This window comes from Mycobacterium neglectum (assembly GCF_002591975.1).
Taxonomy (GTDB): Bacteria; Actinomycetota; Actinomycetes; order Mycobacteriales; family Mycobacteriaceae; genus Mycobacterium; species Mycobacterium neglectum.
In genome coordinates, this window is the sequence record NZ_NVQE01000020.1 from 39198 (window position 1) to 65391 (window position 26194).

Annotated in this window: 27 protein-coding genes and 1 pseudogene; 8 read left to right on the top strand and 20 right to left on the bottom strand. The window is 64.9% G+C overall.

Features of this window, described 5'->3' with window-relative positions; all coding sequences use genetic code 11:
• Window positions 1-60: 60 nt before the first annotated feature.
• The 7 genes from CSQ99_RS16925 to CSQ99_RS16955 are packed head-to-tail and all read right to left on the bottom strand — an operon-like array spanning window position 61 to window position 5418.
• Window positions 61-1263, bottom strand: coding sequence for a THUMP-like domain-containing protein (locus tag CSQ99_RS16925; RefSeq protein ID WP_176561061.1), 1203 nt, complete (start codon window positions 1261-1263; stop codon window positions 61-63).
• Window positions 1221-2225 (bottom strand): class I SAM-dependent methyltransferase, encoded by a 1005-nt coding sequence (locus CSQ99_RS16930; RefSeq protein WP_099040161.1) that lies wholly within the window; start codon window positions 2223-2225, stop codon window positions 1221-1223. The genes CSQ99_RS16925 and CSQ99_RS16930 overlap by 43 nt, the downstream gene beginning before the upstream one ends.
• Window positions 2226-2236: 11 nt before the next feature.
• On the bottom strand, window positions 2237-2884 hold the full coding sequence (locus CSQ99_RS16935; protein WP_099040162.1) for an enoyl-CoA hydratase: 648 nt from the start codon (window positions 2882-2884) through the stop codon (window positions 2237-2239).
• Entirely contained in the window at window positions 2881-3726 is an 846-nt protein-coding gene (locus CSQ99_RS16940; RefSeq protein WP_099040163.1) for an NUDIX hydrolase, read from the bottom strand. Before CSQ99_RS16940 ends, CSQ99_RS16935 begins: the two co-directional genes overlap by 4 nt.
• Window positions 3723-4565 (bottom strand): ABC transporter ATP-binding protein, encoded by an 843-nt coding sequence (locus CSQ99_RS16945; RefSeq protein ID WP_099040164.1) that lies wholly within the window; start codon window positions 4563-4565, stop codon window positions 3723-3725. The genes CSQ99_RS16940 and CSQ99_RS16945 overlap by 4 nt, the downstream gene beginning before the upstream one ends.
• Window positions 4523-5251 carry a membrane protein YczE gene (gene yczE / locus CSQ99_RS16950; protein ID WP_099040211.1) on the bottom strand — a complete coding sequence of 243 codons (729 nt, stop codon included), beginning with the start codon at window positions 5249-5251 and terminating at the stop codon, window positions 4523-4525. Before yczE ends, CSQ99_RS16945 begins: the two co-directional genes overlap by 43 nt.
• An 11-nt stretch (window positions 5252-5262) precedes the next feature.
• Window positions 5263-5418, bottom strand: a complete 156-nt coding sequence (locus CSQ99_RS16955) for a hypothetical protein (protein ID WP_245908956.1) — start codon at window positions 5416-5418, stop codon at window positions 5263-5265.
• A 63-nt stretch (window positions 5419-5481) separates the two neighbouring features.
• On the opposite strand from CSQ99_RS16955, the gene yczR reads away from it, so the two are divergent.
• Window positions 5482-6924 (top strand): MocR-like transcription factor YczR, encoded by a 1443-nt coding sequence (gene yczR / locus CSQ99_RS16960; protein ID WP_099040165.1) that lies wholly within the window; start codon window positions 5482-5484, stop codon window positions 6922-6924.
• Between the two features lie 18 nt (window positions 6925-6942).
• On the opposite strand, the gene serB is transcribed toward yczR, so the two are convergent.
• Both serB and ctaD read right to left on the bottom strand, forming a co-directional pair.
• Entirely contained in the window at window positions 6943-8169 is a 1227-nt protein-coding gene (gene serB, locus CSQ99_RS16965; RefSeq protein ID WP_099040212.1) for a phosphoserine phosphatase SerB, read from the bottom strand.
• 28 nt (window positions 8170-8197) lie between these two features.
• Window positions 8198-9943 (bottom strand): aa3-type cytochrome oxidase subunit I, encoded by a 1746-nt coding sequence (gene ctaD / locus CSQ99_RS16970; protein WP_099040213.1) that lies wholly within the window; start codon window positions 9941-9943, stop codon window positions 8198-8200.
• 160 nt (window positions 9944-10103) lie between these two features.
• Here ctaD and CSQ99_RS16975 point away from each other — a divergent pair, with 160 nt between their 5' ends.
• The 4 genes from CSQ99_RS16975 (at window position 10104) to CSQ99_RS16990 (ending at window position 13390) form a co-directional block, all read left to right on the top strand.
• Window positions 10104-11207 (top strand): iron-siderophore ABC transporter substrate-binding protein, encoded by a 1104-nt coding sequence (locus CSQ99_RS16975; RefSeq protein ID WP_099040166.1) that lies wholly within the window; start codon window positions 10104-10106, stop codon window positions 11205-11207.
• Window positions 11208-11217: 10 nt separating this feature from the next.
• On the top strand, window positions 11218-11493 hold the full coding sequence (locus tag CSQ99_RS16980; RefSeq protein ID WP_099040214.1) for a YciI family protein: 276 nt from the start codon (window positions 11218-11220) through the stop codon (window positions 11491-11493).
• 117 nt (window positions 11494-11610) lie between these two features.
• Window positions 11611-12660, top strand: coding sequence for an NAD(P)-dependent alcohol dehydrogenase (locus CSQ99_RS16985; RefSeq protein WP_099040167.1), 1050 nt, complete (start codon window positions 11611-11613; stop codon window positions 12658-12660).
• A 94-nt stretch (window positions 12661-12754) separates the two neighbouring features.
• Entirely contained in the window at window positions 12755-13390 is a 636-nt protein-coding gene (locus CSQ99_RS16990; protein WP_099040168.1) for a cutinase family protein, read from the top strand.
• On the opposite strand, the gene nrdF is transcribed toward CSQ99_RS16990, so the two are convergent.
• The 3 genes and pseudogenes from nrdF to CSQ99_RS17005 form a co-directional block, all read right to left on the bottom strand.
• The gene (gene nrdF / locus CSQ99_RS16995) at window positions 13387-14349 is read right to left on the bottom strand and encodes a class 1b ribonucleoside-diphosphate reductase subunit beta (RefSeq protein WP_425437830.1); all 963 of its coding nucleotides are present in this window, start codon (window positions 14347-14349) and stop codon (window positions 13387-13389) included. The genes CSQ99_RS16990 and nrdF overlap by 4 nt on opposite strands.
• 137 nt (window positions 14350-14486) lie before the next feature.
• Window positions 14487-16011, bottom strand: a pseudogene (locus CSQ99_RS17000) (flavin-containing monooxygenase).
• Between the two features lie 142 nt (window positions 16012-16153).
• Window positions 16154-16894 (bottom strand): TetR/AcrR family transcriptional regulator, encoded by a 741-nt coding sequence (locus CSQ99_RS17005; RefSeq protein ID WP_099040215.1) that lies wholly within the window; start codon window positions 16892-16894, stop codon window positions 16154-16156.
• Window positions 16895-17045: 151 nt separating this feature from the next.
• On the opposite strand from CSQ99_RS17005, the gene CSQ99_RS17010 reads away from it, so the two are divergent.
• The gene (locus tag CSQ99_RS17010; protein ID WP_099040170.1) at window positions 17046-18233 is read left to right on the top strand and encodes an NAD(P)/FAD-dependent oxidoreductase; all 1188 of its coding nucleotides are present in this window, start codon (window positions 17046-17048) and stop codon (window positions 18231-18233) included.
• 74 nt (window positions 18234-18307) lie between these two features.
• Here CSQ99_RS17010 and CSQ99_RS17015 read toward each other — a convergent pair whose 3' ends face one another.
• A complete protein-coding gene (locus CSQ99_RS17015; RefSeq protein WP_099040171.1) occupies window positions 18308-19030 on the bottom strand; it encodes a LysR family substrate-binding domain-containing protein in 723 nt (240 codons plus the stop codon).
• 28 nt (window positions 19031-19058) lie between these two features.
• On the opposite strand from CSQ99_RS17015, the gene CSQ99_RS17020 reads away from it, so the two are divergent.
• Window positions 19059-19445: a DUF5997 family protein gene (locus CSQ99_RS17020; protein WP_099040172.1), complete on the top strand. Its 387-nt coding sequence runs from the start codon at window positions 19059-19061 to the stop codon at window positions 19443-19445.
• A gap of 22 nt (window positions 19446-19467) precedes the next feature.
• Here the strand turns inward: CSQ99_RS17020 and CSQ99_RS17025 are convergent, their stop codons facing one another.
• The 7 genes from CSQ99_RS17025 to CSQ99_RS17055 form a co-directional block, all read right to left on the bottom strand.
• Window positions 19468-19797, bottom strand: coding sequence for a cupin domain-containing protein (locus CSQ99_RS17025; protein ID WP_245908957.1), 330 nt, complete (start codon window positions 19795-19797; stop codon window positions 19468-19470).
• Between the two features lie 34 nt (window positions 19798-19831).
• On the bottom strand, window positions 19832-20500 hold the full coding sequence (locus tag CSQ99_RS17030; protein ID WP_099040216.1) for a helix-turn-helix transcriptional regulator: 669 nt from the start codon (window positions 20498-20500) through the stop codon (window positions 19832-19834).
• 18 nt (window positions 20501-20518) lie between these two features.
• Window positions 20519-21322, bottom strand: a complete 804-nt coding sequence (locus CSQ99_RS17035; protein ID WP_099040174.1) for a class I SAM-dependent methyltransferase — start codon at window positions 21320-21322, stop codon at window positions 20519-20521.
• A 152-nt stretch (window positions 21323-21474) separates the two neighbouring features.
• The gene (gene nrdE / locus CSQ99_RS17040; protein ID WP_099040175.1) at window positions 21475-23640 is read right to left on the bottom strand and encodes a class 1b ribonucleoside-diphosphate reductase subunit alpha; all 2166 of its coding nucleotides are present in this window, start codon (window positions 23638-23640) and stop codon (window positions 21475-21477) included.
• Window positions 23607-24050: a class Ib ribonucleoside-diphosphate reductase assembly flavoprotein NrdI gene (nrdI, locus tag CSQ99_RS17045; protein WP_099040176.1), complete on the bottom strand. Its 444-nt coding sequence runs from the start codon at window positions 24048-24050 to the stop codon at window positions 23607-23609. The genes nrdE and nrdI overlap by 34 nt, the downstream gene beginning before the upstream one ends.
• Window positions 24051-24081: 31 nt before the next feature.
• Entirely contained in the window at window positions 24082-24330 is a 249-nt protein-coding gene (locus CSQ99_RS17050; protein WP_099040177.1) for a redoxin NrdH, read from the bottom strand.
• Window positions 24331-24965: 635 nt separating this feature from the next.
• A complete protein-coding gene (locus CSQ99_RS17055; protein ID WP_099040178.1) occupies window positions 24966-25508 on the bottom strand; it encodes an NAD(P)H-dependent oxidoreductase in 543 nt (180 codons plus the stop codon).
• An 88-nt stretch (window positions 25509-25596) separates the two neighbouring features.
• Here CSQ99_RS17055 and CSQ99_RS17060 point away from each other — a divergent pair, with 88 nt between their 5' ends.
• Window positions 25597-26193, top strand: a complete 597-nt coding sequence (locus CSQ99_RS17060) for a TetR/AcrR family transcriptional regulator (RefSeq protein WP_099040179.1) — start codon at window positions 25597-25599, stop codon at window positions 26191-26193.
• Window position 26194 lies beyond the last annotated feature (1 nt).

Genomic DNA, 26194 nt, shown 5'->3' on the forward strand with positions numbered 1-26194 from the left:
GTCCTCGCAGCCGGCACCGGGCTCTGCTGCCGGCGCATCACTTCCAGCGTACGTGGCGTTTCAGCGTGACGGACGGCAGATGAATGCCGTTGCCCGGCTTGCGGCCCCGGTGCCGAGGCGGGTGATGACCACCGAGAGCTGTTGTGAGCCCCGCAGCCGCAGCCGGTGCCGCAGCGCGTCGGGGTCGACATCCACACCGCGGACCAGGATCTCCGCCGCACCGACGTCACGACCCGAAAGCGCCTGGCGCAGTCGGCGTTCGCTGTAGGCGAGCTCCTCGAGCACCTCGAAGCCGCGCAGGCCGGTCGGCAACGAATCCCCGGACAGATACGCGATGTCGGGGTCGAGTTGCCAAAGACCGTGCCTGGTGGCGTAGTGGCGCACCAGACCGGCCCGAACGACCGCTCCGTCCGGGTCGACGATCCACCGGCCGGCGCGCGCGACAATGCAGTCATCCGGTTCGGCGTCGGTGATCTCCTCCCCTGCGTCGAGCATGCTGGCCCGCCGGGTCACGCCGGGGGCAGCCAGTCCCGCCGACCACAGACACGCCTCGCGCACACTGCCGGCACTCGATGTCACCTCGATTTCACCGGTGAATCCCAACTGGGCGACCGCGTCGAAATCGATTCCCGGCGCGCACTTTACGACGATATCCCGGCCCCGGAACACGTCGAGCAGCGCGTCGAGCCCCGGTGTGTAATCGCGCGGATCGAATCGGCGCCGCCCTGCGCTTCGGCGCGCCGGGTCGAGCAGGACTACGGCCGAAGCGGTGACGGGGCGCAGCGCGTCGGCACGGCACAGGTCCACATCGGCAACGTTATGGCGTGCCATCGCCAACCGGACCGGATCGACATCGCTGCCGACGAGCGCGGCCGACGAGTTTCGCAGCGCGGCAAGCTCCGTGCCGATCGAACACGTGGCGTCATGCACCACCGCACCCGACAAGCGTCGCGCGCGGTGGGCGGCCACCGGTTGAGCCGTCGCCTGCTGAAGCCCCTCGTCGGTGAACAGCCAGTCCCCCGGATCGGCGAACTTCGCCGCAGCCCTGCGCCGCAGCAACGTCGTCTCCACCAATACCGCCGACCGATCACCGAAACGCTTACGCGCGGAAGCGATATCGGCGACCAGAGTGGCGGCCGTCAGCGGCAGGTCGGCGACATCGCACAGCGCCTGCCTTCCGACGTCGCTTTGCAGATACGCAACGTCATCGAGCCGGAAATCTACGACGGCTTGACCCCGGTCACCATCACGTTGTAGAACCAGCCCTTGGGAACCACGCGACGCCAGAGGTTGTCGTCGACCCAGCTCAGGGTGATCCAGCTGTTGAAAGCGAACTTCGCATAGCCCCAACCCAACCGGCCGGGCGGCACAGCGGCCTCGAGGGTACGCAGCGGCCAGCCCAGCATAGCGGCGGTGAATTCTGTTGTGGTGGTTGAGATATCGACCACGCCGGCGTTACGTGACATGCGCTCCAGATCACCGGGCGAGAATGTGTGCAGGTCGACGATGGCTTCGAGTGCGGCCGCGCGCGACGACTCGTCGAGCTCTTCCTGTGGACGGCGCCAGCCCGCCAGCCCGGGCAGCTTCGTCACGTTAGTCACCGCACGCCAGGTCAGGGTCGACAACGGACGCGCGTAGTTCTCACCCGCGTTGCTCGGCTCGCCGGCGAAGATGAACCGGCCGCCGGGCTTGAGCACCCGCACGACCTCGCGTAACGACAGCTCGACGTCGGGGATGTGATGCAACACGGCGTGGCCGACGACGAGATCGAACGTGTCGTCGTCGTATGGGATGCCTTCGGCATCGGCCACTCGTCCGTCGATTTCCAGGCCCAGATTCTCGCCGTTGCGCGTGGCCACCTTGACCATGCCCGGGGACAGATCGGTCACCGAGCCCCGGCGGGCCACCCCGGCCTGGATCAGATTCAGGAGAAAGAAGCCGCTACCGCAGCCGAGCTCGAGCGCACGATCGTAGGGCAGATTGCGCAGCTCGTCCTCGGGCACCGTCGCGTCGAACAGGTCGCGGGCGTAATCGACGCATCGCTTGTCGTAGGAGATCGACCACTTGTCGTCGTAGGACTCGGCCTCCCAGTCGTGATACAGCACCTGGGCGAGCTTGGAGTCGTGGCGGGCCGCCTCGACCTGTTCCGCGGTGGCGTGCGGGTTGGGGACCGCAGCCGCGTCAGCGGCGACATCAGAGGCAGTGTCAGATTCCTCAAAGCTCATAACAGGGCAGCCTAAAGGTCGAAGGTGGCCTTGGCGGCAGCCAGTACCTGGGCAGGATGCTCGACGAACCGTTGCGCCCAGGCCAGCGCCGCGTCGTACACCCCGTCGGGGGCGACCATCTCGTCGATCAGGCCCATGGCCAGCGCTTCCTTGGCGTCGATGAACCGGCCGCTGAACACCATGTCCTTGGCCTTGGACATGCCGACTGTGCGGGCCAGCCGCGAGGTGCCGCCCGCGGGGACCAGACCGGCCAGGATCTCCGTCACCCCGAATCTGACGTTGTCGCCGGCCACTCGCCAGTCGGCGGCCAGCGACAGGTTCAGTCCGCCGCCCAGCGCGTAACCCGTGATCGCCGCGACGGTGGGTTTGGGGACCGCGGCGAGGGCGTCGACCGCGCTCCGGCAGACCTGGGCTGCCGCTGCCGCTTCGGCAGTGTTGAGCGAGGACAACTCGGGCACGTCGTCGCCGGCGGAGAAGATCTCATGGCCGCCGAAGAGGATGACGGCGTGGATGTCGTCCAGGGCGCCGACGTCGGCCGCGACGATTTCGAGCTCGCGGTACACCTGGCGCGTGAGCGCGTTGGTGGGCGGCCGCGACAACAGCAGCGTCGCGATGCCGGGATGCTCATCGCTGGTGTGAACCGATACGAACTCGTTCATGCCAGCGGACTGTCCCGGCTGTAGCCATCAGGCGCGCGGCGGTTGCGCGCGGCGTTGTACCGATCGCTGTTGAAGAACTCGATCTCCCAGTTGCCCGTGTCCGTGTCCGCGGCCAGGTGCGGCTCCACCGCCACGATCTTGCGCTCGACGGCGAGCACTTCCGCGACGGTCCTGCCGTTGAGCGAGTCGAGCTGCGTCCACGTGGGCGGCAGCAGGAACGTCCGACCTTCGCCGAAATCGTCGAGGCCCTGTTGCGGGGTGATCCAATCCGCCTGATCGGTTTCGGTGTTGTCGCCGTCGGCCCGCTGCCCCTTCGGGAGCGCACCCACGAAGAAGAACGTGTCGTAGCGGCGCGTGCGCTCCTCCTTTGGGGTCACCCAATTCGCCCACGGCCTAAGCAGATCCGCGCGCAGGACCAGGTTCTCGCGCCGCAGGAATTCCGCAAACGACAGCGAATTGTTGGCCAGCGCCTCCCGCGCGTCGCCGTAGACCGACGCGTCATCGACGATGCCATCGGGGTCGTCGGCGGGTCCGGCGAACAGCACGCCGGATTCTTCGAACGTTTCGCGCGCCGCCGCGCACACCAACGCCGCGGCGAGGTCGGATTCGACGCCGAATCGTTCCGCCCACCAGGCGGGTTCGGGGCCGAACCAGGCGATGTCGGCGTTGCGGTCACGCTCATCGACACCGCCACCGGGAAACACCATCACGCCCGCAACGAAGTCCATCGCCGAGTGCCTCCGCATCAGGAACACTTCAATCTCCGGAGCGGGGCCCGCACTCTTGTCGCGGACCAGCATCACCGTCGCCGCCGGCCTCGGGACCAGTGGATCTCCACTCATATCCGCCTCCTGTGCGCCGCACGGCTTCTGGCCCGACGCGCGAAATACCGTCCTTCGAAATTGTCGAGAACAATCGACTGACCGAACGCCTTCGACAGGTTCTCGGCGGTCAGCACGTCGGGCAGCAGGCCCGAGTCGACGACCTTGCCCTCGGACAGGATCAGACCGTGCGAGAAACCGCGCGGAATCTCCTCGACGTGGTGGGTGACCAACACCAGCGCGGGGGAATCCGGGTCGAGAGCCAGGTCCTCCAGCCGGGCCAGCAGGTCCTCGCGGCCGCCGAGATCCAGGCCGGCCGCGGGCTCGTCGAGCAACAGCAGCTCGGGGTCGGTCATCATCGACCGCGCGATGAGCACGCGCTTGCGCTCCCCTTCGGACAACGTGCCGTAGGCCCGCTCGGCGAGATGCTCGGCGCCGACGCTCTCGAGCATGTCGACCGCCTGTTCGTAGTCGACGTCGTCATACTTCTCCCGCCAGCGGCCCAGCACCGAGTAGCCCGCGGACACGACCAGATCGCGTACCACCTCGTCGTCGGGCACTCGCTGAGACAACGCCGAACTGCTCAGGCCGACCCTCGACCGCAGTTCTGACATGTCGACCCGGCCCAGTCGCTCACCGAGGACCAGCGCCGTCCCCGACGACGGATACTCCATCGCGGCGGCGATGCGAAGCAACGATGTCTTGCCCGCGCCGTTGGGACCGATGACCACCCAGCGTTCGTCGAGTTCAACCGACCATGTGATCGGCCCCACGAGAACCTGGCCGCCACGGCGCAACGACACCTTGGCGAAGTCGATCAGCAGGTCGGGGTCGGCTGGATCTCCTTCGGCGACTGGCACCGTCTCATCGTAGTGAAGCGATTTCGGCGCGCCCCCGTTCGCCCAGCGACTGTTTGCGCACCCAGATCCCTGGCTTCGGCGACGGGAGCCCAGCCGCTGACGACAAGAACGCGTTTTGGCGTGATGCGCACGAAGAACTGGACCAGCGGGCCGATACCGAACGCGTAGAGCACGGTTCCGACGCCCACGGTGCCACCGAGCAGCCAGCCCAGCGCCAGCACGGTTGCCTCGATCGACGTACGGACCAGTCGCACCGACAATCCAGTTCGCACCACCAGTCCAGTCATCAGACCATCGCGGGGCCCAGGACCGAGTCCGGCACCGACGTAGAGCACCGTGCTGAACGCGTTGAGGACGACCGCACCGACCATCATCGCGATCCGCACCGGCATCGACGTCGGCTGTTCCATCAGCAGCATGCCGACGTCGACGGTGATCGCGATGACGACGACATTGGCGATCGTGCCGATGCCGGGCCGATTGCGCAGCGGAATCCAGGCCAGCAGTACGACCACGCCGACCACGGCCGACGCGACACCGATCGTCATCCCCGTGTGCAGGGCCAGGCCCTGGTGGAACACGTCCCACGGGTCGAGTCCCAGTCCGGCGCGCACCATCATCGCCATCGAGAAGCCGTAACCGGCCAACCCGACCAGCAGTGCCGTCCCGCGCAGGCTTCCTCGCAGCAGTGTGCCCGTCACGAGTGATGCGGGAAGCGCATTGCGATGAGTTCCACTTCGCGCGCCATGCGCTCGGCATCGCGATCGAAGTAGTCGACGCACCCGGCCGGCATCTGCCAGCTGAAGATCCTTGCCAGTTCGCGGCTCAGTTTCGAGATCCAATTCGTACTCACCACTGAATAATCTGTCCAACTGGCTTGCTCATCAATAGCCAGTTAGCGCATACTGGCTTGCAAATGACGGTAGAAATGGCAGCCAGAGCGCTCGATGTGGACCTGTTGGCTCGCGAACTGGGCAACTGGCGCACATCCAGTCAAAGTGGCCCTGCCTATCAGGGGCTTGCGGACGCGATCCGGCTGCTGATCATCGACGGCCGCGTTCCCGTCGGAGCACGCCTTCCCAGCGAGCGCACGCTCGCCGACGTGCTGCGGGTCTCGCGCACGACGGTCACCGCCGCGTTCACCCAACTGCGCGAGGACGGCTATCTCAATGCCCGCCGTGGTGCGCGCAGCACGACGGCGCTGCCGGTTGCCCCTGCGGCCCGAGCCGAAGCCCTGCCGCCCACGATGAGCCTGGCCGCGGCCGCATTGTCCGCTCCGGCGGCCGCGGTGACCGAGGCGTTCGTCGATGCCACCCGCGACGTCACGCCGTATCTGCACGAACCGGGCCACGAACTCGTCGGGGTGAGCACGCTACGGCAGGCGATCGCTGAAAGATACTGCGAGCGTGGCCTTCCCACCGCACCCGACGAGGTGCTGGTGACCACGGGTGCACTCCACGCGATCTCGCTGATACTGACGACGTATGTGCAACCCGGTGACCGCGTTCTGGTGGAGCAGCCCACCTATCACGGTGCGCTGTCAGCCATCACGACCGCAGGTGCGCGGCCCGTCCCGGTGGCGATGACCGAGGCCGGCTGGGAACTGGACGCAGTACAGGCTGCGGTTCACCAGCTTGCGCCGAACCTTGCGTACTTCATCCCCGACAACCAGAACCCGACGGGGCTCACCATGCCCGTGGGTGACCGGAAACGACTGGCGCGCATCATCGCTGAGACGCGGACCCGCACGATCGTTGACGAAACGATCCTCGACATGTGGCTGGACAAGGCGATGCCGACGCCCCTTGCCGCCGAGATGACGACGCGACGCGACCTGGTCATGACCATCGGTTCGATGTCGAAGTCCTTTTGGGGCGGGCTGCGCGTCGGCTGGATCCGCGCCGAGCGCGCCACCATCGCGACCATCGCCGCGCTGCGACCGTCGATCGATATGGGCACCCCGGTGCTCGAACAGTTCGCCGCTGCAAGACTTCTCGCACGCCGCGACGAGATACTGCCAGAACGCCGCGAAATCCTCCGGGTCCGCCGCGCGCTGCTGCAGTCACTGTTGAGCCGCCACCTCCCCGACTGGGAGCCCGGCCCGGGCATCGGCGGCATGTCGCTGTGGGTGCGCCTACCCGCGCCGATGAGCACCGCACTGTCGGCGGCGGCATCGCGGCTGGGCCTCGACCTGCCTGCGGGCCCGCGCTTCGGCGTCGACGGGACGCTGGAGCGGTTCGTCCGCATTCCCTACGCGCTGCCCGAAGAACAGCTCACCGAGGCCGTCGAATTGCTGGCGCGCGCGTGGCACAGCATCACAGGTTCGGCGGCGCCGGAGCCGACGGCGGTGGTCGTCTAGTCCACGCCGGAGGAAAGTTCAGTCGGGGATGTCGACTCGGCGCACCACGCCGTCGCGCGCGTCGGCGGCCTCGATCTCGCCTCGGGTGATGCCCAGGATGAACAATACGGTGTCCAGGTACGGATGGCTGATCGATGCGTCGGCGACTTCCCGCAGCGCAGGCTTCGCATTGAAAGCGACGCCAAGGCCCGCAGCGGAGAGCATGTCGATATCGTTGGCGCCGTCGCCGACGGCCACCGTCTGCTCCATCGGAACCCCGGCCTGTTGGGCGAAGTCGCGCAGCGCCTTGGCTTTTCCGGCCCTGTCGATGACTTGGCCGACCACCCTGCCGGTCAGCTTCCCATCGACGATCTCGAGCTCGTTGGCCGCGACGAAATCCATCTCGAGCTCATGCGCCAACGGTTCGATGACCTGGCGGAAACCACCAGACACGATTCCGCAGTGAAAGCCCAAGCGCCGCAACGTCCGCAGCGTCGTCCGCGCGCCCGGCGTCAGCTCGATCTGCTCGCCGACCTCCTCGAGCACGCTGGCAGGCAGACCGGCGAGCGTCGCGACCCGGCGGTTCAACGACTCGGTGAAGTCCAACTCGCCCCGCATGGCCGCCTCGGTGATCTCGGCGACCGCCGCGTGCGCGCCGACCCGGTCGGCGAGCATCTCGATGACCTCACCCTGAATCAACGTCGAGTCGACGTCAAAGACGATGAGCCGCTTGGCCCGTCGCGACAGGCTGTAGTCCTCGAGCGCGATGTCCACGCCCTCCTTGACCGCGACCCGCGCCAGCGCGACCTGCAGCTGGGCATACGCGCCGCCGGGAGGTACCGACACTCGCAGCTCAAGACCGGTGACCGGGTAGTCGGAGACCCCGCGGATGAAGTCGATGTTGACGCCCAGCGCCGCGACTTCACGAGCCACGACGCCAAAGGCCTCCGCACTGATCGGACGGCCGAGTACGACGATGGTGTGAGTGGATGGTTCCCGCAGTACGGGCAGGCCATCGCTGCGCTCGATCGTGACGTCCAACCCGAAGCCCTGGACCGCGACGAGCACCTCGTCGTGCAGCGCGGCGCCGCCTGCGACCTCGTCAGGACCCGCGACCAGCACACCCAATGTCAGTCGGGAGCGAATGACAACCTGTTCGACGTTGAGAAGCTCGACCTTGTGCCGTGACAGAACCTCGAAAAGCGCCGAGGTCACGCCTGGTTGATCGGGTCCGGTGACGGTGATCAGAACCGACACCTTCGGCATGTTCACCCCGGGTAGCCCTGCAATACCGTCAGGTGCGGACGTTCTCGTGGTCCAGCCTCGTCACGTCGCCATCGTCTGGCCCGTGCGCTCGACCCACGTGCGCCTCGGCGCGCATCCGATCCACCATGTGCGGATAGTGCAACTCGAATGCGGGCCGCTCCGAACGGATTCGGGGCAATTCGGTGAAGTTGTGCCGTGGCGGCGGGCAACTGGTGGCCCATTCCAGCGAGTTGCCATAGCCCCACGGATCGTCGACCGTGACCGGCTCGCCGTAGCGCCAGCTCTTGAACACGTTCCACACGAACGGAATCGTCGAGACGCCAAGGATGAAGGCGCCGATAGTCGAGATGACGTTGAGCGTGGTGAAGCCGTCCGACGGCAGGTAATCGGCGTAGCGGCGCGGCATGCCCTCGTCACCCAGCCAGTGCTGCACCAGGAAGGTGGTGTGGAAGCCGATGAACGTCAGCCAGAAGTGCAACTTGCCCAGGCGCTCGTCGAGCAATCGGCCCGTCATCTTCGGGAACCAGAAGTAGATACCCGCGTAGGTCGCGAACACGATCGTGCCGAAGAGCACGTAGTGGAAGTGCGCCACCACGAAGTAGGAGTCCGTGACGTGGAAGTCGATGGGCGGGCTGGCCAGCAGGACACCCGAAAGACCACCGAGGAGGAAGGTGACGAGGAAGCCCACCGAGAAGAGCATCGGTGTTTCGAATGTCAACTGGCCTTTCCACATCGTGCCTATCCAGTTGAAGAATTTGATACCGGTCGGCACTGCGATGAGGAACGTCATGAAGCTGAAGAACGGGAGCAGCACCGCGCCCGTCGCGTACATGTGGTGCGCCCACACCGCCACCGACAGCGCGGCGATCGACAGCGTCGCGTAGATCAGCGTCGTGTAACCGAAGATCGGCTTGCGGCTGAAGACGGGGAAGATCTCGCTCACGATGCCGAAGAACGGCAGCGCGATGATGTACACCTCGGGGTGACCGAAGAACCAGAACAGGTGCTGCCACAACAACACACCGCCGTTGGCCGGATCGTAGACGTGCGCACCGAGATGGCGGTCTGCAGCCAGGCCGAACAACGCGGCGGTCAGGATGGGGAAGGCCAGCAGCACCAGGATCGACGTCACCAGGATGTTCCAGGTGAAGATCGGCATCCGGAACATGGTCATGCCCGGTGCACGCATGCAGACGACGGTGGTGATCATGTTGACGCCACCGAGGATGGTGCCGAGACCACCGACGGCCAGGCCCATGATCCACAGGTCGCCACCCGCGCCGGGCGAGTGAATCGCGTCGGTCAGCGGTGAATACGCGGTCCACCCGAAGTCGGCGGCGCCGCCCGGGGTGATGAAACCGGCGATCGCGATCATCGCGCCGAACAGGAACAGCCAGAACGAGAACGCGTTGAGCCGCGGGAACGCCACGTCGGGCGCGCCGATCTGCAGAGGAAGCACCAAGTTCGCGAACCCGAACACGATCGGGGTCGCGTAGAACAGCAGCATCACCGTTCCGTGCATGGTGAACAGCTGGTTGAACTGCTCGTTGGACAGGAACTGCAGCCCGGGCATCGCCAACTCGGTGCGCATGAACAGCGCCATCAGCCCACCGATGAAGAAGAAGATGAAGCAGGCGACGCAGTACATGATGCCGATCAGCTTGTGATCGGTCGTGGTGATCAGCTTGTAGACCAGGTTGCCCTTGGGGCCCATCCGAGCCGGGAACGGACGGCGAGCCTCGAGTTCTCCTATTGGGGGCGCTTCGGCTACCAACAGATCCTCCAAACATCCAGTCGGGAAATCCCGGCGGTCTTCACTGATGAATCCTAGCGCCCGGTGCGTCCGGAAGTCGTGGTGGTCCTACAAACTGTCGTAATTGATTCGCGATAGGCGCTGACCTGCCGCAAGCAGGCCAGATGTTACCGTCGGCGACGTGCTGATCAGCGGACCCCGCGCCGGCCTGCTGGCCTCCTCGGCGGCGATCGCGACAGCGCTCGCCATCACCGTCGTCACCGGCTGCGGATCGCTCGGCGGAGACGCTGCACCCACCGAGGGCGAACCATCGGTCATCACCAGCACCACGAGGATCGCGAGTGCGGGCGTCCTCGGTAATCAGCGCAGGCCAGACGAATCCTGCGCACCCGAACCCAGCCCCGTCGACCCCGGCCCACCCGACCGGCCGGTCCGCCATGCCGCAGGGGAAACCGAGGTCCGTGCGGATCCGCAGCGCATCGTCGTGCTCTCCGGTGACCAGCTCGACACGCTGTGCGCGCTCGGCCTGCAGTCGCAGGTGGTGGCCGCCGCGCTTCCCGACGGCTCCAGCACCCAACCGTCCTACCTCGGCCAGGTCATCCACGATGTGCCCGGAGCCGGCAGCCGCAGTGCACCCGACATCGACGCGATCAAGGCGGCAACCCCCGATCTGATCCTCGGCTCTGAGGCCCTGACGCCAGAGGATTTCGGCGAGCTGTCAGCGATCGCGCCGACGGTGTTCACCGGCGCGCCCGGCGCCGCATGGCAGGACAACACGCGGACTGTTGGCGCGGCGACCGGCCGGCTCGACGCGGCCAACGCAATGATCGACGGCTTCGAGCGGGCCGCCGACAAGACCGGCGCCGAGAACGACGCCACCCACTTTCAGGCGTCGGTCGTGCAGTTGACCGACACCACGATGCGGGTCTTCGGTCCAGCGAACTTCCCCGGCAGCGTGCTGGCCGCCGTCGGCGTGGATCGCCCTGCAGCGCAACGGTTTACCGACAAGCCTTATGTCGAGATCGGCATCACCGACACCGACTTGGAGAACTCGCCCGATTTTTCGGCGGCCGACGGCGACATCGTCTACGTCTCGTTCGACTCCCCCGCGGCCAAAGACCGTGCGCCCCGCGTCATGGGAAGCGACGCATGGAAGAAGCTGTCCGCCAATCGCGACAACCGGATCTTCGCGGTCAACAATGAGGTGTGGCAGACCGGCGAAGGCATCGTTGCCGCCCGCGGAATACTGGCCGACCTCCCGTGGATCAACGCCCCGATCAATTAGCGTGGCGCAGATGTTCCACATCTTGAAATCCACCTACCTGCAACCGCCCGACGTCGTCAACCAAACCCGACCCGCTCACCTGGAATGGCTTAAGGGCGAGGTCGCCGCCGGCCGTATCGTGCTGGCGGGTCGCCTGGATGACGAGTCCGGCGCAATCCTCGTCACGGGCGATATCAGCGCAGACGAGGCGCAGGACGTCGTCGACCGCGACCCCTACACGTCCGCCGCGGTGGCCAATTACGAGCGGCTGTCGTTCAACGGTGCCTTCCGCGCCCCAGGACTCTAGGAACTAACTCACAGTTTCACCGGGAAGAACGCGGTGCGTTCGACCGTTCACCTAGGTGAGGCCGCATCGTCGCGGCGAATTGCCAGTTGCCAAAATTCCTAGGTAGAAGGCCGTCTTATGACCACCGTTTCTGCATATGCCGCCCCGTCGGCGACCGCGCCGCTGACCGAGACCACGATCACCCGTCGCGACGTCGGGCCGCACGATGTGTCGTTCGAGATCCACTTCGCGGGAATCTGCCACTCCGACATCCACACCGTCAGAGGTGAGTGGGGTGACATCCAGTATCCGTTGGTGCCCGGGCACGAAATTGCGGGCATTGTCACCGAGGTCGGCTCCGAGGTCAGCAAGTTCAAGGTGGGCGATCGGGTCGGCGTCGGCTGCTTCGTCGACAGTTGTCGGGAATGCGCCCAGTGCCGAGCAGGCGAGGAGCAGTACTGCACCAACCCTGGAATGGTGGGCACCTATGGCGGCGTCGGCCGTGACGGCGAGCCAACCCAGGGCGGCTACAGCGGCGCGATCGTCGTCGACGAGAACTATGTGTTGAACATCCCCGACAGCCTGCCGCTGGACGCTGCCGCACCGCTGCTGTGCGCAGGCATCACCCTGTATTCGCCTCTGCGGCATTGGAATGCAGGGCCCGACACGAGTGTGGCGGTGGTCGGCCTCGGCGGTTTGGGCCACATGGGCGTCAAGCTCGCCCATGCGATGGGTGCGAAGGTGACCGTCCTGAGCCAGTCGTTGAAGAAAATGGAGGACGGCCTGCGGCTGGGCGCCGACGAGTACTACGCCACCTCCGACCCGGCGACGTTCGAGACACTTGCCGACTCGTTCGACCTGATCTTGAACACCGTCTCGGCCAACCTCGACCTGAATGCCTATCTGGGCCTGCTGAAGACCGACGGCACGCTGGTCGAGCTAGGAATGCCGGAGCATCCGATGTCGGTCATCGCACCGGCTCTGGTCAGGGGGCGACGCCGCCTGGCGGGTTCGATGATCGGCGGCATTGCCGAAACGCAGGAAATGCTGGATTTCTGCGCCGAGCATGACGTTCGACCCGAAATCGAGGTCATCACACCGGATTACATCAACGAGGCATATCAGCGGGTGCTGTCCAGCGATGTGCGCTACCGCTTCGTGATCAATACGGAGTCGCTGCGCGGCTAGCCCTCGGCGTCAGCCCGGACGAGCGCACGCGGCGGCCAAGGACGTCCGCTTCAGGTTGACGTAACGTACGCCGTCGGCCGAGCGAAAATCATTCATGACGTCCAGGCCTATAACTCCACGCCTTCTCCACCTCGCGGCCGCCGCCGCACTCGCCGTGACACTCGTCATTGCCCCGGCAGCAATGCCCGTTCCCGGTGCGACGCTGATCCCGGTGGCATCGGCCCAGTGCCCCGATGCCGAAGTGGTTTTCGCTCGCGGCCGACAAGAACCACCCGGCGTCGGCGCAGTCGGAGATGTGCTCGTCAACGCGCTGCGCTCCAAGACGGCCAAGTCGATCGGGGTCTACGGAGTCAACTACGTCGCCGACACCGACGCCGCGGCCGGCGCCACCGATATGCGCGTCCACGTTCAATCCATGGCGAAAAGCTGCCCGAACACTCGCATAGTGCTCGGCGGCTACTCGCTGGGCGCCACCGCGGCTGACCTCATGACCAGGGCGAACAGACTGTCGTCGAGTGAGAGGCAGCACGTTGCAGCGGTCGTGTTATTCGGCAACGGCGCCAGGCGGCTCGGCCCGGCACCGGCCTATGCCGATAGGACGATCGACCAGTGCGCGGACGGCGACCCCATCTGTGGGAGAGGCTTCAACTGGGACTCCCATCTGCAGCCCTCATACATCGGCTCCGGGCTGGTGGACCAGGCCGCCGGCTACATCGCAGGCATGCTCTAGAAGTCCCAGTCCTCGTCTTCGGTGTTGACGGCCTTGCCGATGACGTAGCTGGAGCCCGAGCCGGAGAAGAAGTCGTGGTTCTCGTCGGCGTTCGGTGACAACGCGGACAGGATCGCCGGGTTGACATCGGTCTCGTCGCGGGGGAACAACGCCTCATAGCCGAGGTTCATCAACGCCTTGTTGGCGTTGTAGCGCAGGAACTTCTTGACGTCCTCGGTCAGGCCCACCCCGTCGTAGAGATCCTGGGTGTACTCGACCTCGTTGTCGTAGAGCTCGAAGAGCAGCTCGTAGGTGTAGTCCTTGAGTTCGGCCTGCGTCGCGGCGTCCGTCATCGCCAGCCCGCGCTGGTACTTGTAGCCGATGTAGTAGCCGTGCACGGCCTCGTCGCGAATGATCAGCCGGATCATGTCGGCGGTATTGGTCAGCTTGGCCCGACTCGACCAGTACATCGGCAGATAGAAGCCCGAGTAGAACAGGAAGCTCTCCAGCAAGGTGGAGGCGACCTTGCGCTTCAGCGGCTCGTCACCCTTGTAGTACTGCATGACGATCTCCGCCTTGCGCTGCAGGTTCGGGTTCTCCTCCGACCAGCGGAACGCATCGTCGATGTCGGCGGTCGAGCACAGCGTCGAGAAGATGTTGCTGTAACTGCGCGCATGCACCGACTCCATGAACGCGATGTTGGTGTAAACGGCTTCCTCGTGCGGCGTCAGCGCATCGGGGATCAGGCTGACCGCGCCGACGGTGCCCTGAATGGTGTCCAGCAGCGTCAAGCCGGTGAACACGCGCATCGTGAGCTGCTTCTCGTGGTCGTTGAGCGTGCCCCAGGACGGGATGTCGTTGGACACCGGCACCTTCTCCGGCAGCCAGAAATTGCCCGTCAGCCGATCCCAGACCTCGGCGTCCTTCTCGTCCTGCACGCGGTTCCAGTTGATGGCCGAGACCCGGTCAATCAGTTTCACGCCATCGCTCACAAGAACCCCACTTCACCTGGTCTTCTATGACTTGGCTATAGAGCTGCTATAGCGCCCTCAACACTACAACTGGGGTCCGACGAAGCAGCGCTATACGAGATGTTGTGTTTGGCGTGTCGCGCAAACTAGACAGCTACGCGGCTGCTCGCCTTGAGGAAGTTGTACTCGGACGCGTCGAACCTGCGGGTCGCCAGCCAGTACTGCCATGTCATCCCGCTCCATAGCGTGCGGTTGACGCCGTGCTCGTCCATGTACCAGCTGCTGCACCCGCCGGTGTTGAAGACCGTGCCGGCGAGGTCGTGCTGCAGCTCCCTGTTGTACGCGTCCTGGGCGGCGCGGGTCGGCGCCAGCGCCTGAGCGCCCTTCTTGTCGACAGCGGCGATCGCGTGGGCGGCGTAGCGAATCTGGGACTCGATCATGAACACCACGGAGTTGTGGCCCAGCGCGGTGTTCGGGCCGAGCAGGAAGAACAAATTCGGCATGTCGGCGATCGTGATACCGCGCAGGGCAGCCATCCCCTCACGGTTCCACCGGTCGATCAGGTCTTCGCCGTCGTAGCCCTTGATGTCGACATAGGTGTAGGAATCGGTGACATGGAAGCCGGTGGCGCACACCACGACATCGGCCTCGCGCTCGGTGCCGTCAGCAGCGACGATGCCGGTGGGGGGTGAACCGTGCGATGCCATCGGTGATGACCTCGGTCTTCGGATTCGCGATGCCGCGGTAGTAGCTGTCGGAGTTCAGGATCCGTTTGCAACCGGCCTTGTAATTCGGGACCAGCTTCTTGCGCAGCTCCCGATCCTTGATCGACCGGTTGATGTTCCACTTGCCCGCCAGCTCACCGAGTTTGAGCAGGCGCGGTTGTTTGGTCATCGCGAATCCGACGACCTCGTGCAGCCAGTAAATTCCCGCCCGCATCGCCGCGCGCGTGCCCGGCACGTAGGTGAACGTCTTCCGCATCCACTCCGGGATCGGGTTGTTGGGTCGCGGCATCACCCATGCCGGGGTGCGCTGGTAAAGCTGAAGCTCCGCAACGTCTTTCACGATCTCGGGCACGATCTGGATGGCGCTCGCCCCGGTACCGATCACCGCGACGCGCTTTCCGGTCAGATCGACGCTGTGATCCCACTCCGCGGAATGGAACACCGCGCCCTTGAACTCGTCGAGCCCTTCGAACTCCGGGATCAGCGGGATGTGCAGTCCCCCTGCGCCGGAGATGAGGAACTGCGCGACGAACTCGCGGCCGTCTTTCGTAAAGGCGTGCCAACGCATTTCGTCGTTGTCCCAGTGCGCCCGGTCGACGTGTGAGTTGAACTGGATGTAGCGTCGCAGCCCGTACTTCGCCGTCACTCCCTGCAGGTAATCCTGGATTTCCGGCTGGAACGACCACATGTGCGTCCAGTCGGGCTTGGGCTCGAACGAGAACGAGTACATGTGCGAGGGGATGTCGCAGGCGCAACCGGGATAGGTGTTGTCGCGCCAGGTGCCGCCGATGTCGTCGGCCTTCTCCAGAATCACGAAGTCGACGTTCTGTTGCTGCAGCGCGATGCCCATCCCGAGCCCGGAGAACCCCGAGCCGATGATGAGTGCGCGGGTGTGCACCGGTTTGGCGACCGTGGTCTCGGGCGCGTGCTCGACAACCGTCATGATTCGATCTCCCCTGGCTTCGTTGTGGGCCCATTTCCTGGGAACGCCGGTACCGGATACTTTAGTCAGTGTCCGCATTGCGGCCCAGGGTGTCAACGCACGGGACAGGCCAGGAGTTGCGCCGGGCGGCTAGGCGTGGGCCAAATCAGGCGACTGGTTGCTGACGACGGACAGCGGTGTGGATCGGCTGATCGGTATCGATCTGGATGCTCAGCAGTTCGGCAGTCCCGTTGATGGCGCCCACCATGATCGTCGTCATATGTGCGATGAACTTGTCCGCAGGCATCCGCCGGGGGCTGTCGTCGTCGGCGCCCAGCCACCAGTCCGTCGCCGACGCCGCGGTCCCGAAGATCGCGAACGCCGCCAGTTCGAACGCTTCCGGTTCCGGCGCGAGGTCTTCGAGTTGGGTGCTGATCATGTCGGCGATGGCGAGGGTGATCTCGCTGCCCTTATTGACGGTCGTCATCGCCGCCGCGGACTGGTCGGCGAACCGACCCTGCAGCAGGAACCGCACCACGTTCGGATGCTGATTGACGAGCTCCACATAGTGCTCGACACCGCGGCCGACGATCTGGCGCGCGGAGTCGGTCTGGACGTTGACCGACGGGATGATCGCCGCCCACAACATGTCGCGCATCCGCTGACCGATCTCGGAGAACATGTCGGACTTGTCGGCGAAGTGTCGGTAGATCTTGGGCTTGGCGGTTCCGGCCTCTTCGGCGATCTCACGCACGCTGACATTGGGGCCCAGACGGTCGATTGCACGGAAGGCAGCGTCGACGATTTCCGAGCGCACCTTCTTGCGATGCTCGCGCCAGCGCTCACTCCGGGCGTCCACCTTGACACCCGGCTCAGCGCTGGAATGTGTTCTGGACCCTCGTCGCACCCGATCACTGTACCGCCCGGACACCGCTGACCTGCTCAGACCAGAGCTGGTCCGCAATGATTACCGATGTATTAGGGCATTTCTCTCAATGAGAGGGGTGGCCCCAGTTTGGGTACTATCTCTGCGACAGCTGATCGGAGAGACGAGGACGATGACGCAGCGATACGACCTGATCATTGCAGGTGGCGGGCCTTCTGGCGCCGCGGCCGCGTGGCAGGCCGCGCAGACGGGCGCCAAGGTAGTTGTCCTGGACAAGGCCGAATTCCCCCGCGCCAAACCCTGCGGCGACGGGCTCACCGCACGGGCCGTCAGCTACCTGCAAAAGATGGGCCTGGCCGACGAGGTGGCCACCTACCACCGGGTCAATCGGGTGACGGTGTTCAGCCCCTCGCAGTGGGAACTGTCCTTCCCCAAGCGCCCCGGCATGCCCGACCACGGGCACACCGTCAGTCGCGAGCACCTGGACACCGTGTTGCTCAAGCACGCGGAGTCGGCAGGCGCTGAGGTCCGCCAGAGCGCCGAGGTGACGGGCCCCGAGCTCGACGCCAGCGGCCGCGTCGTCGGCGTGACGCTCAAAGGTGGCGAGAAGGTGTACGGCGACGCCGTCATCGCGGCCGACGGCGCGTACTCCCCGATCAAGCGAGCGTTGAAGATCGACTCCGAGTACAACGGCTACCAAGCCATTGCGATCCGGTCTGAGATGCACGCCAACCGGGCGGACTCCGACAGTCTCGACATCTACCTGAAGCTGGCTTTCGAGGGCGACCAGTTACCCGGCTATGGCTGGGTGTTCCCGATGGGCAACGGGATTTTCAACATCGGCCTCGGCTATGTGAACAGCTACAAGAACTGGCAGTCGATCAACGCCACCCAATTCCTCGGCGAGTTCCTGCGCACGCTGCCTGCCGACTGGGAACTGCCGCCGATCGAGGAACTGAAGAAGAACAAGAGCGTGCGGGCGTGGCGGCTGCCGATGGGCTTCACCGCATGGCCGCCGTGGCGGCCCGGCGTCCTGTTCACCGGCGACTCGCTGGGTGCAGGCAAGCCCGCGTCCGGTGCAGGTATCTCCAAGGCGCTCGAAAGCGGTCTCGCCGCAGGCGAATGCGCGATCGCGGCGCTGCAGAACGGCGGCCCCGACGACTTCACCAACTACGCCCAGCGCATGGAGGAGGCGTGGGGTCGCGAGTACCGCCGCGGCCGCTACTTCCACAAGCTGCTTGGACAGCCGCGACTGGCCAATGCCGGGGTGAAGCTCATCGACAACGCCGCGTTCCGCGACCGGATGCTCAAGGCGCTGTACAAGAAGGCCCAAGGGCCGCAGCACACCATCAAGAAGTAGGTCTGCCGAGTGTCCAGTTATGCCACGCATTTTCGCGGTTGGCGTGGGACAAGTGGCCAGTCGCCGCCTAGGGTCTAGCGACGACCGCGCTCTGCCCGGCCCGGCTTACGCGTGACCTTTCCCGCGGCGGCGCGGGCGGCCTGCTTGGCGAGGGTCTTCTCCCGCGCGGTGCGTTTCGGTACCGGCTGCGCCTGCGCGCGCGACGAACCAGCTTTGCGGCCCCGCACAATCCCGATGAACTCCTCGATCAGTGCGGACTGCGGTCCATCCGCGACGGCGAGCGCGACCGGGCAGGTGGGCGCGTCGGCGATCGGGCGATACGTGAGGTCCTTTCGGTGATGCAGCCGCGCCAGCGACTGCGGGACGATGAGCACGCCGACCCCCGCTGCGACGAGTTCCATTGCGCTCTCGGTGGTTTCGGGCCGGTGTTCGACTGGCACGCCGGGAGCACCCGCCCAGTCGACGACGTGGTCGAGTGGCAGCAGTATCGGCTCGTCCTCGAGGTCCGCGGCGGTGAGCTCGTCGGCTGCACTGAGGATGTGGTCGGTCGGCACCACGGCCACTGTGGTTTCTTCGTACAGCGGGATGACGGCCAGTCCAGACGTGTCAGCCGGCAGCCGGAGCACGACAACGTCGACCACGCCGGTTCGCACTTCGGCGGCCGCATTCGCCGCGGTGACGGCGCGCAACCGCAGCGGAACGTCGGGGTGCCGCTCCGCCCAGATTCGAGCCCACTTTGCGGGCGTCCCCCCGGGGACGTAACCGAGGGTGAGCGAGGGCAGCGAGGGCGAAGCCACCGCATCAGGTTACCGATACGCTTGTGCCATGAGCAGGCCGAACGCGCAGTCCATGAAACCCGCCACGGCGGCGAAGAAGCTGGACGTGTACCTGCCCGCGACGCCCGCGGCGTTTCAGGACAACCCGATCACCCGTACCGAGCTTGCCGCCCTGCAGGCGGATCCGCCCCAGTGGCTTGAGGATCTTCGAAAGAACGGGCCCCATCCGAAGAACCTCGTCGCAGCCAAGCTGGGCGTCTCGATCGCCGGCCTCAAGCGGGGCGGCGTCGTGGAGGCGCTGACCACCGAGCAGATCAATGCGTTGATCGAGGAGAAACCGCCTTGGCTGATCGCCGAACGCGACAGCTACCAAGCGGCGCTGAGCGAGCAGCGACGCGTCAAAGCGCTACGTGCGGAAAAGGTCCGCGGGAACTGAGCTGCCGTAGGCGCACTCTGGTTTAGCGCGCGACCACCGTCAGCAGCAGGACCGAGTCCGCCAGCGCGGCGACGTTGTGCCGCTCGTCCGGGATCACTAGATAGTCCCCCGTGACACCCTCGACGTTCGCGGTTGCGGTTGCGAGTCGAATGCGACCGCGCAGCACCAACAGTGTTGCCTCGCCTGGACTTTCGTGATCATCGAGCCCGTGCCCCTTGGCCAGCGCCAGGATCGTCTGGCGAAGCGCGTGTTCGCGACCACCGTAGATCGTGTGCGCGGCCCGACCAGCCCGCGCGGCGGTGGCGACGGCGACCTGTTCGTCACCGATCTCTGACAACGAAATTGCGTCCACGGGATTCACCATTCTTCCGGTGCGGAGTCGGGACTCAGGTGCCGGGACGCAGCACCAAACTGACTTCGCAAGATCCTGCGCGCGGGTCCGGGGTGACCGCAGCGCGATAGTGAGCGCCGATTGCATCGGCATTGAGGTCGATCACTTCTTGGATCAGACCCTGTTGGATGCCGCGGACCACCTCGGGGGCCGTCGCCGCGACCTCGGCCAGCGGGCAGGTGCAGATCTGAACTGTCACCTCGCCGAAGGAGTCGAGCACCGAGCGCACCTGAAAACCCAACTCGCCCAGTGTCGCGACCACCAGATCGGCGATCGTCGTCTGGTCTCGCCTGCGCGCCAGCCGAACTCGGTGTGCCAGATCCGCACCGATGCGCAAGGCTCGTTGCTCGCGCTCCCCCGCTGACCCGCCGAGATGCGCGGCGAACAGCGCCACGATGTCCGCATAGTCCAGTTTCGGGGCCACCTCGTAGGTGAGCCTCGGACGTCCAGCACGCCCCGCTTTCGTTCCGCCACCGCGCCGGACGTATCCCTGGTCTTCCAGCGCCGTCAGATGGAACCGCGCTGTGGTGACGTGGATCTGCAGTGTGTCGGCGACATGTTGCGCATCGACTGGCCCCGGCGCACGCTGCAGCAGACCGAGCACCTTGCGACGCTGCTGCCCGGCCGCGCGTTCCGACTGTGAGTCGAGATCGTCGTGCTGCACTGCCACACCCCGACTCTGTCACGACACCGGCACGACGCCGACCGCCGAGACCGCGGTCAGCGAGCGCCGATACCGGTGAAAGGTGCGCCGCATACCGATGACGCGACGTCGGGCGGCGCCACGCACGGCGATGTTCTTGACGATCCGCAACGCACCGACGAATCCTTCGTCGGCCAGCACGCGGGCCGGATTCAGCAGGGCCATGGGCGCGTAGTCGACTCTGACGTCCTCGAAGCCGGCATCGGTCAACAACTGCACCCATTCGGCGGCGGTGAGTGGACGGGCGTTGACCTTGATGGACCGCGCCAGGTCGCGCCGGATGTCGTCCTTGGTCTCCTGGGACATCGAGTCCGGCGTGAGGCCCAATTCGTGGATCACGTAGCGGCCGCCGGGGCGCAGGACGCGGAACGCTTCGGCGATGATCGCGCGTTTGGCTTTGTCTCCCTGCATGGTCAGCATCGCTTCGCCGACAACGACGTCGGCACTGGCGGTTGGCAGTCCGGTCACCGCGGCGTCGGCGACGACGACCAGGCCCTGGACGGGTTTCACGACTTCGCGTACGGCTTCGGTCGCCGCGGCCGTGTCGTCGACTCCGACGTAGGACCGTGGGTGCAACGCGACGATGTCGCGGGCGGTGCGGCCCAGACCCGGGCCCAGTTCCACCACATCGGCGCCACCGATTCCGGCGGCGGCGAGCATCCGCGTGGTCATCTCGAGGCCACCGGGACGCAGCACTCGCTTGCCGAGGCGGGCCAATAGCCAGTGCCCCGGCAAGTCGGCATCGGACCGCTCGGCGAGCGGAAGAGCTTCTCTGCCTGTCATGGCCGCAACGCCTCTCAACATATGCCGGTTCCTATTTAAAGGATACTTTTCCGGTTAATGTAGACGTGGGGCCACGCCGCGGCAAGACTCACCTCAACGGCGACGCACCGAGTGGCAAGTCATACGACGGAGTTTGGCTTCGATCTAGCGGGCTACAGCATGCAGCTGACGCAGCCCTCCACCTCAGTGCCCTCCAGCGCCATTTGGCGTAGCCGGATGTAGTAGAGCGTCTTGATCCCCTTGCGCCACGCGTAGATCTGCGCCTTGTTGACGTCACGGGTGGTCGCGGTGTCCTTGAAGAACAGCGTCAGACTCAGCCCCTGGTCGACATGCTGGGTCGCCGCGGCGTACGTGTCGATGATCTTCTCGTAGCCGATCTCGTAGGCGTCCTCGTAGTACTCGAGGTTGTCGTTCGTCAGATAGGGCGCCGGGTAGTAGACGCGGCCGATCTTGCCTTCCTTGCGGATCTCGATCCTGCTCGCCACCGGGTGGATGGAGCTCGTCGAGTTGTTGATGTAGCTGATCGACCCGGTCGGCGGAACGGCCTGCAGGTTCTGGTTGTAGATGCCGTCCTTCTGCACCGACACCTTGAGTCGCGTCCAGTCCTCTTGCGTCGGAATCCGAATGCCGGCGTTCTCGAAGAGTTGCTTCACCCGGTCGGTCTTGGGCTCCCACGCCTGCTCGGTGTACTTGTCGAAGAACTCACCCGACGCGTACTTCGACTTCTCGAAACCCTTGAAGTGCGAGCCACGTTCGATCGCGATACGGTTCGATGCCCGCAGCGCGTGATACAGCACGGTATAGAAGTAGATGTTGGTGAAGTCCACACCCTCTTCGGAGCCGTAGTGGACCCGCTCCCGCGCCAGGTACCCGTGCAGGTTCATCTGCCCCAGGCCGATCGCGTGCGAATCGTTGTTGCCCTGCTCGATCGACGGCACCGACCAGATGTGCGTCTGATCGGAAACGGCCGTCAACGCGCGGATGGCCACCTCGATGCTCTGCGCGAAGTCCGGCGAGTCCATCGTCTTGGCAATGTTCAGCGAACCGAGGTTGCACGAGATGTCCTTGCCCACTTGGGAGTAGGTCAAGTCCTCGTTGAACACCGACGGCGTGGACACCTGCAGGATCTCCGAGCACAGGTTGCTGTGGGTGATCTTGCCGTCGATCGGGTTGGCACGGTTCACCGTGTCCTCGTACATGATGTACGGGTAGCCCGACTCGAACTGCAGCTCGGCCAACGTCTGGAAGAATTCACGCGCCTTGATCTTCGTCTTGCGAATGCGCGCGTCGTCGACCATTTCGTAGTACTTCTCGGTGACCGAGATATCGGCGAACGGCACACCGTAGACACGCTCGACGTCGTACGGCGAGAACAGATACATGTCCTCGTTCTTCTTGGCCAGCTCGAACGTGATGTCAGGGATCACCACACCCAACGACAGCGTCTTGATGCGGATCTTCTCGTCGGCGTTCTCCCGCTTGGTGTCCAGGAAGCGGTAGATGTCGGGGTGATGGGCGTGCAGGTACACCGCACCGGCACCCTGCCGCGCACCCAGCTGATTGGCGTAGGAGAACGAGTCCTCCAGCAGCTTCATGATGGGGATGACGCCCGAGCTCTGATTCTCGATGTTCTTGATCGGCGCGCCGTGCTCACGAATGTTGGTCAGCAGCAAGGCAACCCCGCCACCGCGCTTTGACAGCTGCAACGCCGAGTTGATTGAGCGACCGATGGACTCCATGTTGTCCTCGATGCGCAGCAAGAAGCAGCTCACCGGTTCGCCGCGCTGTTTCTTGCCCGAGTTCAGGAACGTCGGGGTGGCCGGCTGGAACCGGCCGTCGATGATCTCGTCGACAAGCTTCTCGGCCAGTCCGGTGTCACCGGAGGCCAGAGTCAGCGCCACCATGACCACTCGGTCCTCGAAGCGCTCCAGGTAACGCTTACCGTCAAAGGTTTTCAGCGTGTAGCTGGTGTAGTACTTGAATGCGCCAAGGAACGTGGGGAAACGGAACTTCTTGGCATAGGCGCGACTGATGAGCGTCTTGACGAAGTTGCGCGAGTATTGGTCGAGAACCTCGCGCTCGTAATAGTTCTCCTTGATCAGGTAGTCGAGCTTCTCGTCCTGATCGTGGAAGAACACGGTGTTCTGGTTGACGTGCTCCAGGAAGTACTGATGCGCTGCTTCGCGATCCTTGTCGAACTGAATCTTGCCATCGGCGTCATACAGATTCAGCATCGCGTTGAGCGCGTGGTAATCCGTTTCGGCGGCGGCCGCCGAAGGGGTGACTACAGGCTCTGCAGCTGTGGCGGTTGGTGACACGTCCGGTCCTTCCAAAAGTCTTCTAAGCCCGCGCGGACGGCTTCCACGTCGTCGGGGGTTCCCATTAGTTCGAAGCGATACAGGTACGGAACGCCGCACTTGCGCGAGATCACTTCACCCGCGTAGGCGAATTCGGCACCGAAGTTGTTGTTGCCCGCTGCGATGACGCCGCGGATCAGCGACCGGTTGTGTTCGTTGTTCAAGAAGGCGATGACCTGTTTGGGGACGTAGCCGCCGTCGTTGATATCCGGCGTGGAGCGCCCACCACCGTAGGTGGGCAGCACCAGCACATAGGGTTCGTCGACCTCGATGCGGCCGTGCAGCGGAATCCGGGTGGCGGGCAAACCCAGCTTCATGACGAAGCGGTGGGTGTTCTCGGACACGCTGGAGAAGTAAACGAGGTTGCTCATTCGTCTTCTCCTCTCCGCTGTCTGGATACCTCTACGCCGTGGCCGCGACCGCGCCGAGCGCCTTGATGCGATCGGGCCGGAATCCGGACCAGTGGTCGTTGCCGGCCACCACGACCGGAGCCTGCAGGTAACCGAGCGCCATGACATAGTCACGGGCCTCGGAGTCCAGGCTGATGTCGACCTTCTCGTAGGCGATGCCCTGCTTGTCCAGCGCCTTGTAGGTGGCGTTGCACTGCACGCATGCGGGCTTGGTGTACACGGTGATCGATGTGGGATTCATCTGCGGTACGGCTCCTCTGCGACCTGAGACTGGCAACTGATCTGGTACTGCTTTTCACTGAAGTTCAGCGGCCCGACGACCCTCATAATTCCTGCTGTACGGAGTCGTGGTCCGTGGAGTCTGTGAGCCGACGCCGGCGGATTTCTGGACTCCGGCCGACCCGTGGAGGCTTTGAAACTGTGGGGGTCTGTCGGTGTTCGAAACACTACACCTGGTGTCCGACATTGCGAAGAGATACCAGATGTTCTGAATAACAATCTTGAAATTCCCTGGTCGTAAGCGTTTGGCGAGTGGGGCCGTCGGCGTGTCGCACATCACATCCTGGGGTGTGTCGCGCCTGATGCCTGGTTCGCCCAGGTCTACCACCCGCCACCGACAAACCTCGTCGCCGCCAACTGTCACAGTGACATAACAGCAAAGCCTTGGAGCGGTTACGAAAGCCGCCCGGCGGCGTCGGCGTCGCGCCTGCCCCGCAACATCCCTTCGCTGTTGCGCTCGGCAAGCGCGGTGATCGACATGCCTCCAACGGAACTGCGACCATCACGCCCATCCCGCGCGCAGGTACCAAACGCTGCGCGTACGCAGAGCGACGCAGGCGCAGCATCTACCGCGACGTCAGCCCGCCGCTCCAGGCGCTAGCCGACTTCGGTGACCAGCTTGCCCACGATGTCGCGCAGCTGCGCGGCAACCTCAGCGTTCTCGCGGGGGTGCTTGCCGTCAAAGACGGTGGACCGCAACGAAAGACTCAAGTCGTCGACCACTCGCGGCCCCGCGATGCCAAAAGACTTACGCGTTTCGTCGTGGGCCCACACTCCGCCGTACTGACCGAGGGCAGCGCCGATAACCGCCATCGGCTTACCCTTCAGGTCGCTGTTGCCGAACGGCCGCGACAACCAGTCGATCGCATTCTTCAACACGCCAGGAATGCTGCCGTTGTACTCCGGTGTGATCACCAGCGCGGCGTCGGCTTCGGCCGCGGCCTCGCGCAACGCCACGACCGGCTCGGCAACGTCGGCGTTGTCGATGTCCTCGTTGTAGAACGGCAACTCCCCCAGCCGGTCGAATAACGTCAGACTCGCTCCGTCCGGAGCCGTTTCGATCGCCAGCTCGGCGAGCTGACGGTTGATCGACGCGGCGCGCAGGCTGCCCACCAGTACCAGCACCTTGATGTCGGACACGTGCTATTCCTTTCGATCGGCCTATGGATCCTCGCACTATGTAACCGGACCTTGGTCCGAATTCATCCCTCTGAATTAAAGTGGTGACATGCCCCCGCATGCGCTGCCGATTTCGGATGAAGCGCCGCAAGAGCGGGGCGACGCCGCACGCAACCGCACCTTATTGCTCGAGGCTGCGCGCCGGTTGATCACCGAACGCGGCGCCGACGCCGTCACGACCGACGATATTGCCGTCGCGGCGGGTGTGGGTAAGGGCACATTGTTTCGCCGGTTCGGCAGCCGTGCAGGACTGATGATCGTTCTGCTCGACGAGGACGAGAAAGTCCAGCAGCAGGCCTTCCTCTTCGGACCGCCACCGCTCGGCCCGGGTGCTCCGCCGCTGGAACGGCTGCTCGCATACGGCCGCTCTCGGCTGAAGTTCGTCATGGCCCATCAGGCGCTGCTGTCGGATGCCAACCGTGACCCCCAGATGCGTTTCAACGCTCCGGCCACGCTGCACCATCGCCACGTCACGGTGCTGCTGGAAGACGCGTCCACCACGGGAGACCTCGACGCACAGGCCGCCGCGCTGCTCGCGCTGCTGGACGCCGACTACGTACACCACCAACTCACCGAGGGCGGTCAGACGCTCGAAACCCTTGGCGACGCGTGGGAGACGCTGGCGCGCAAGCTCTGCGGCACGTAAC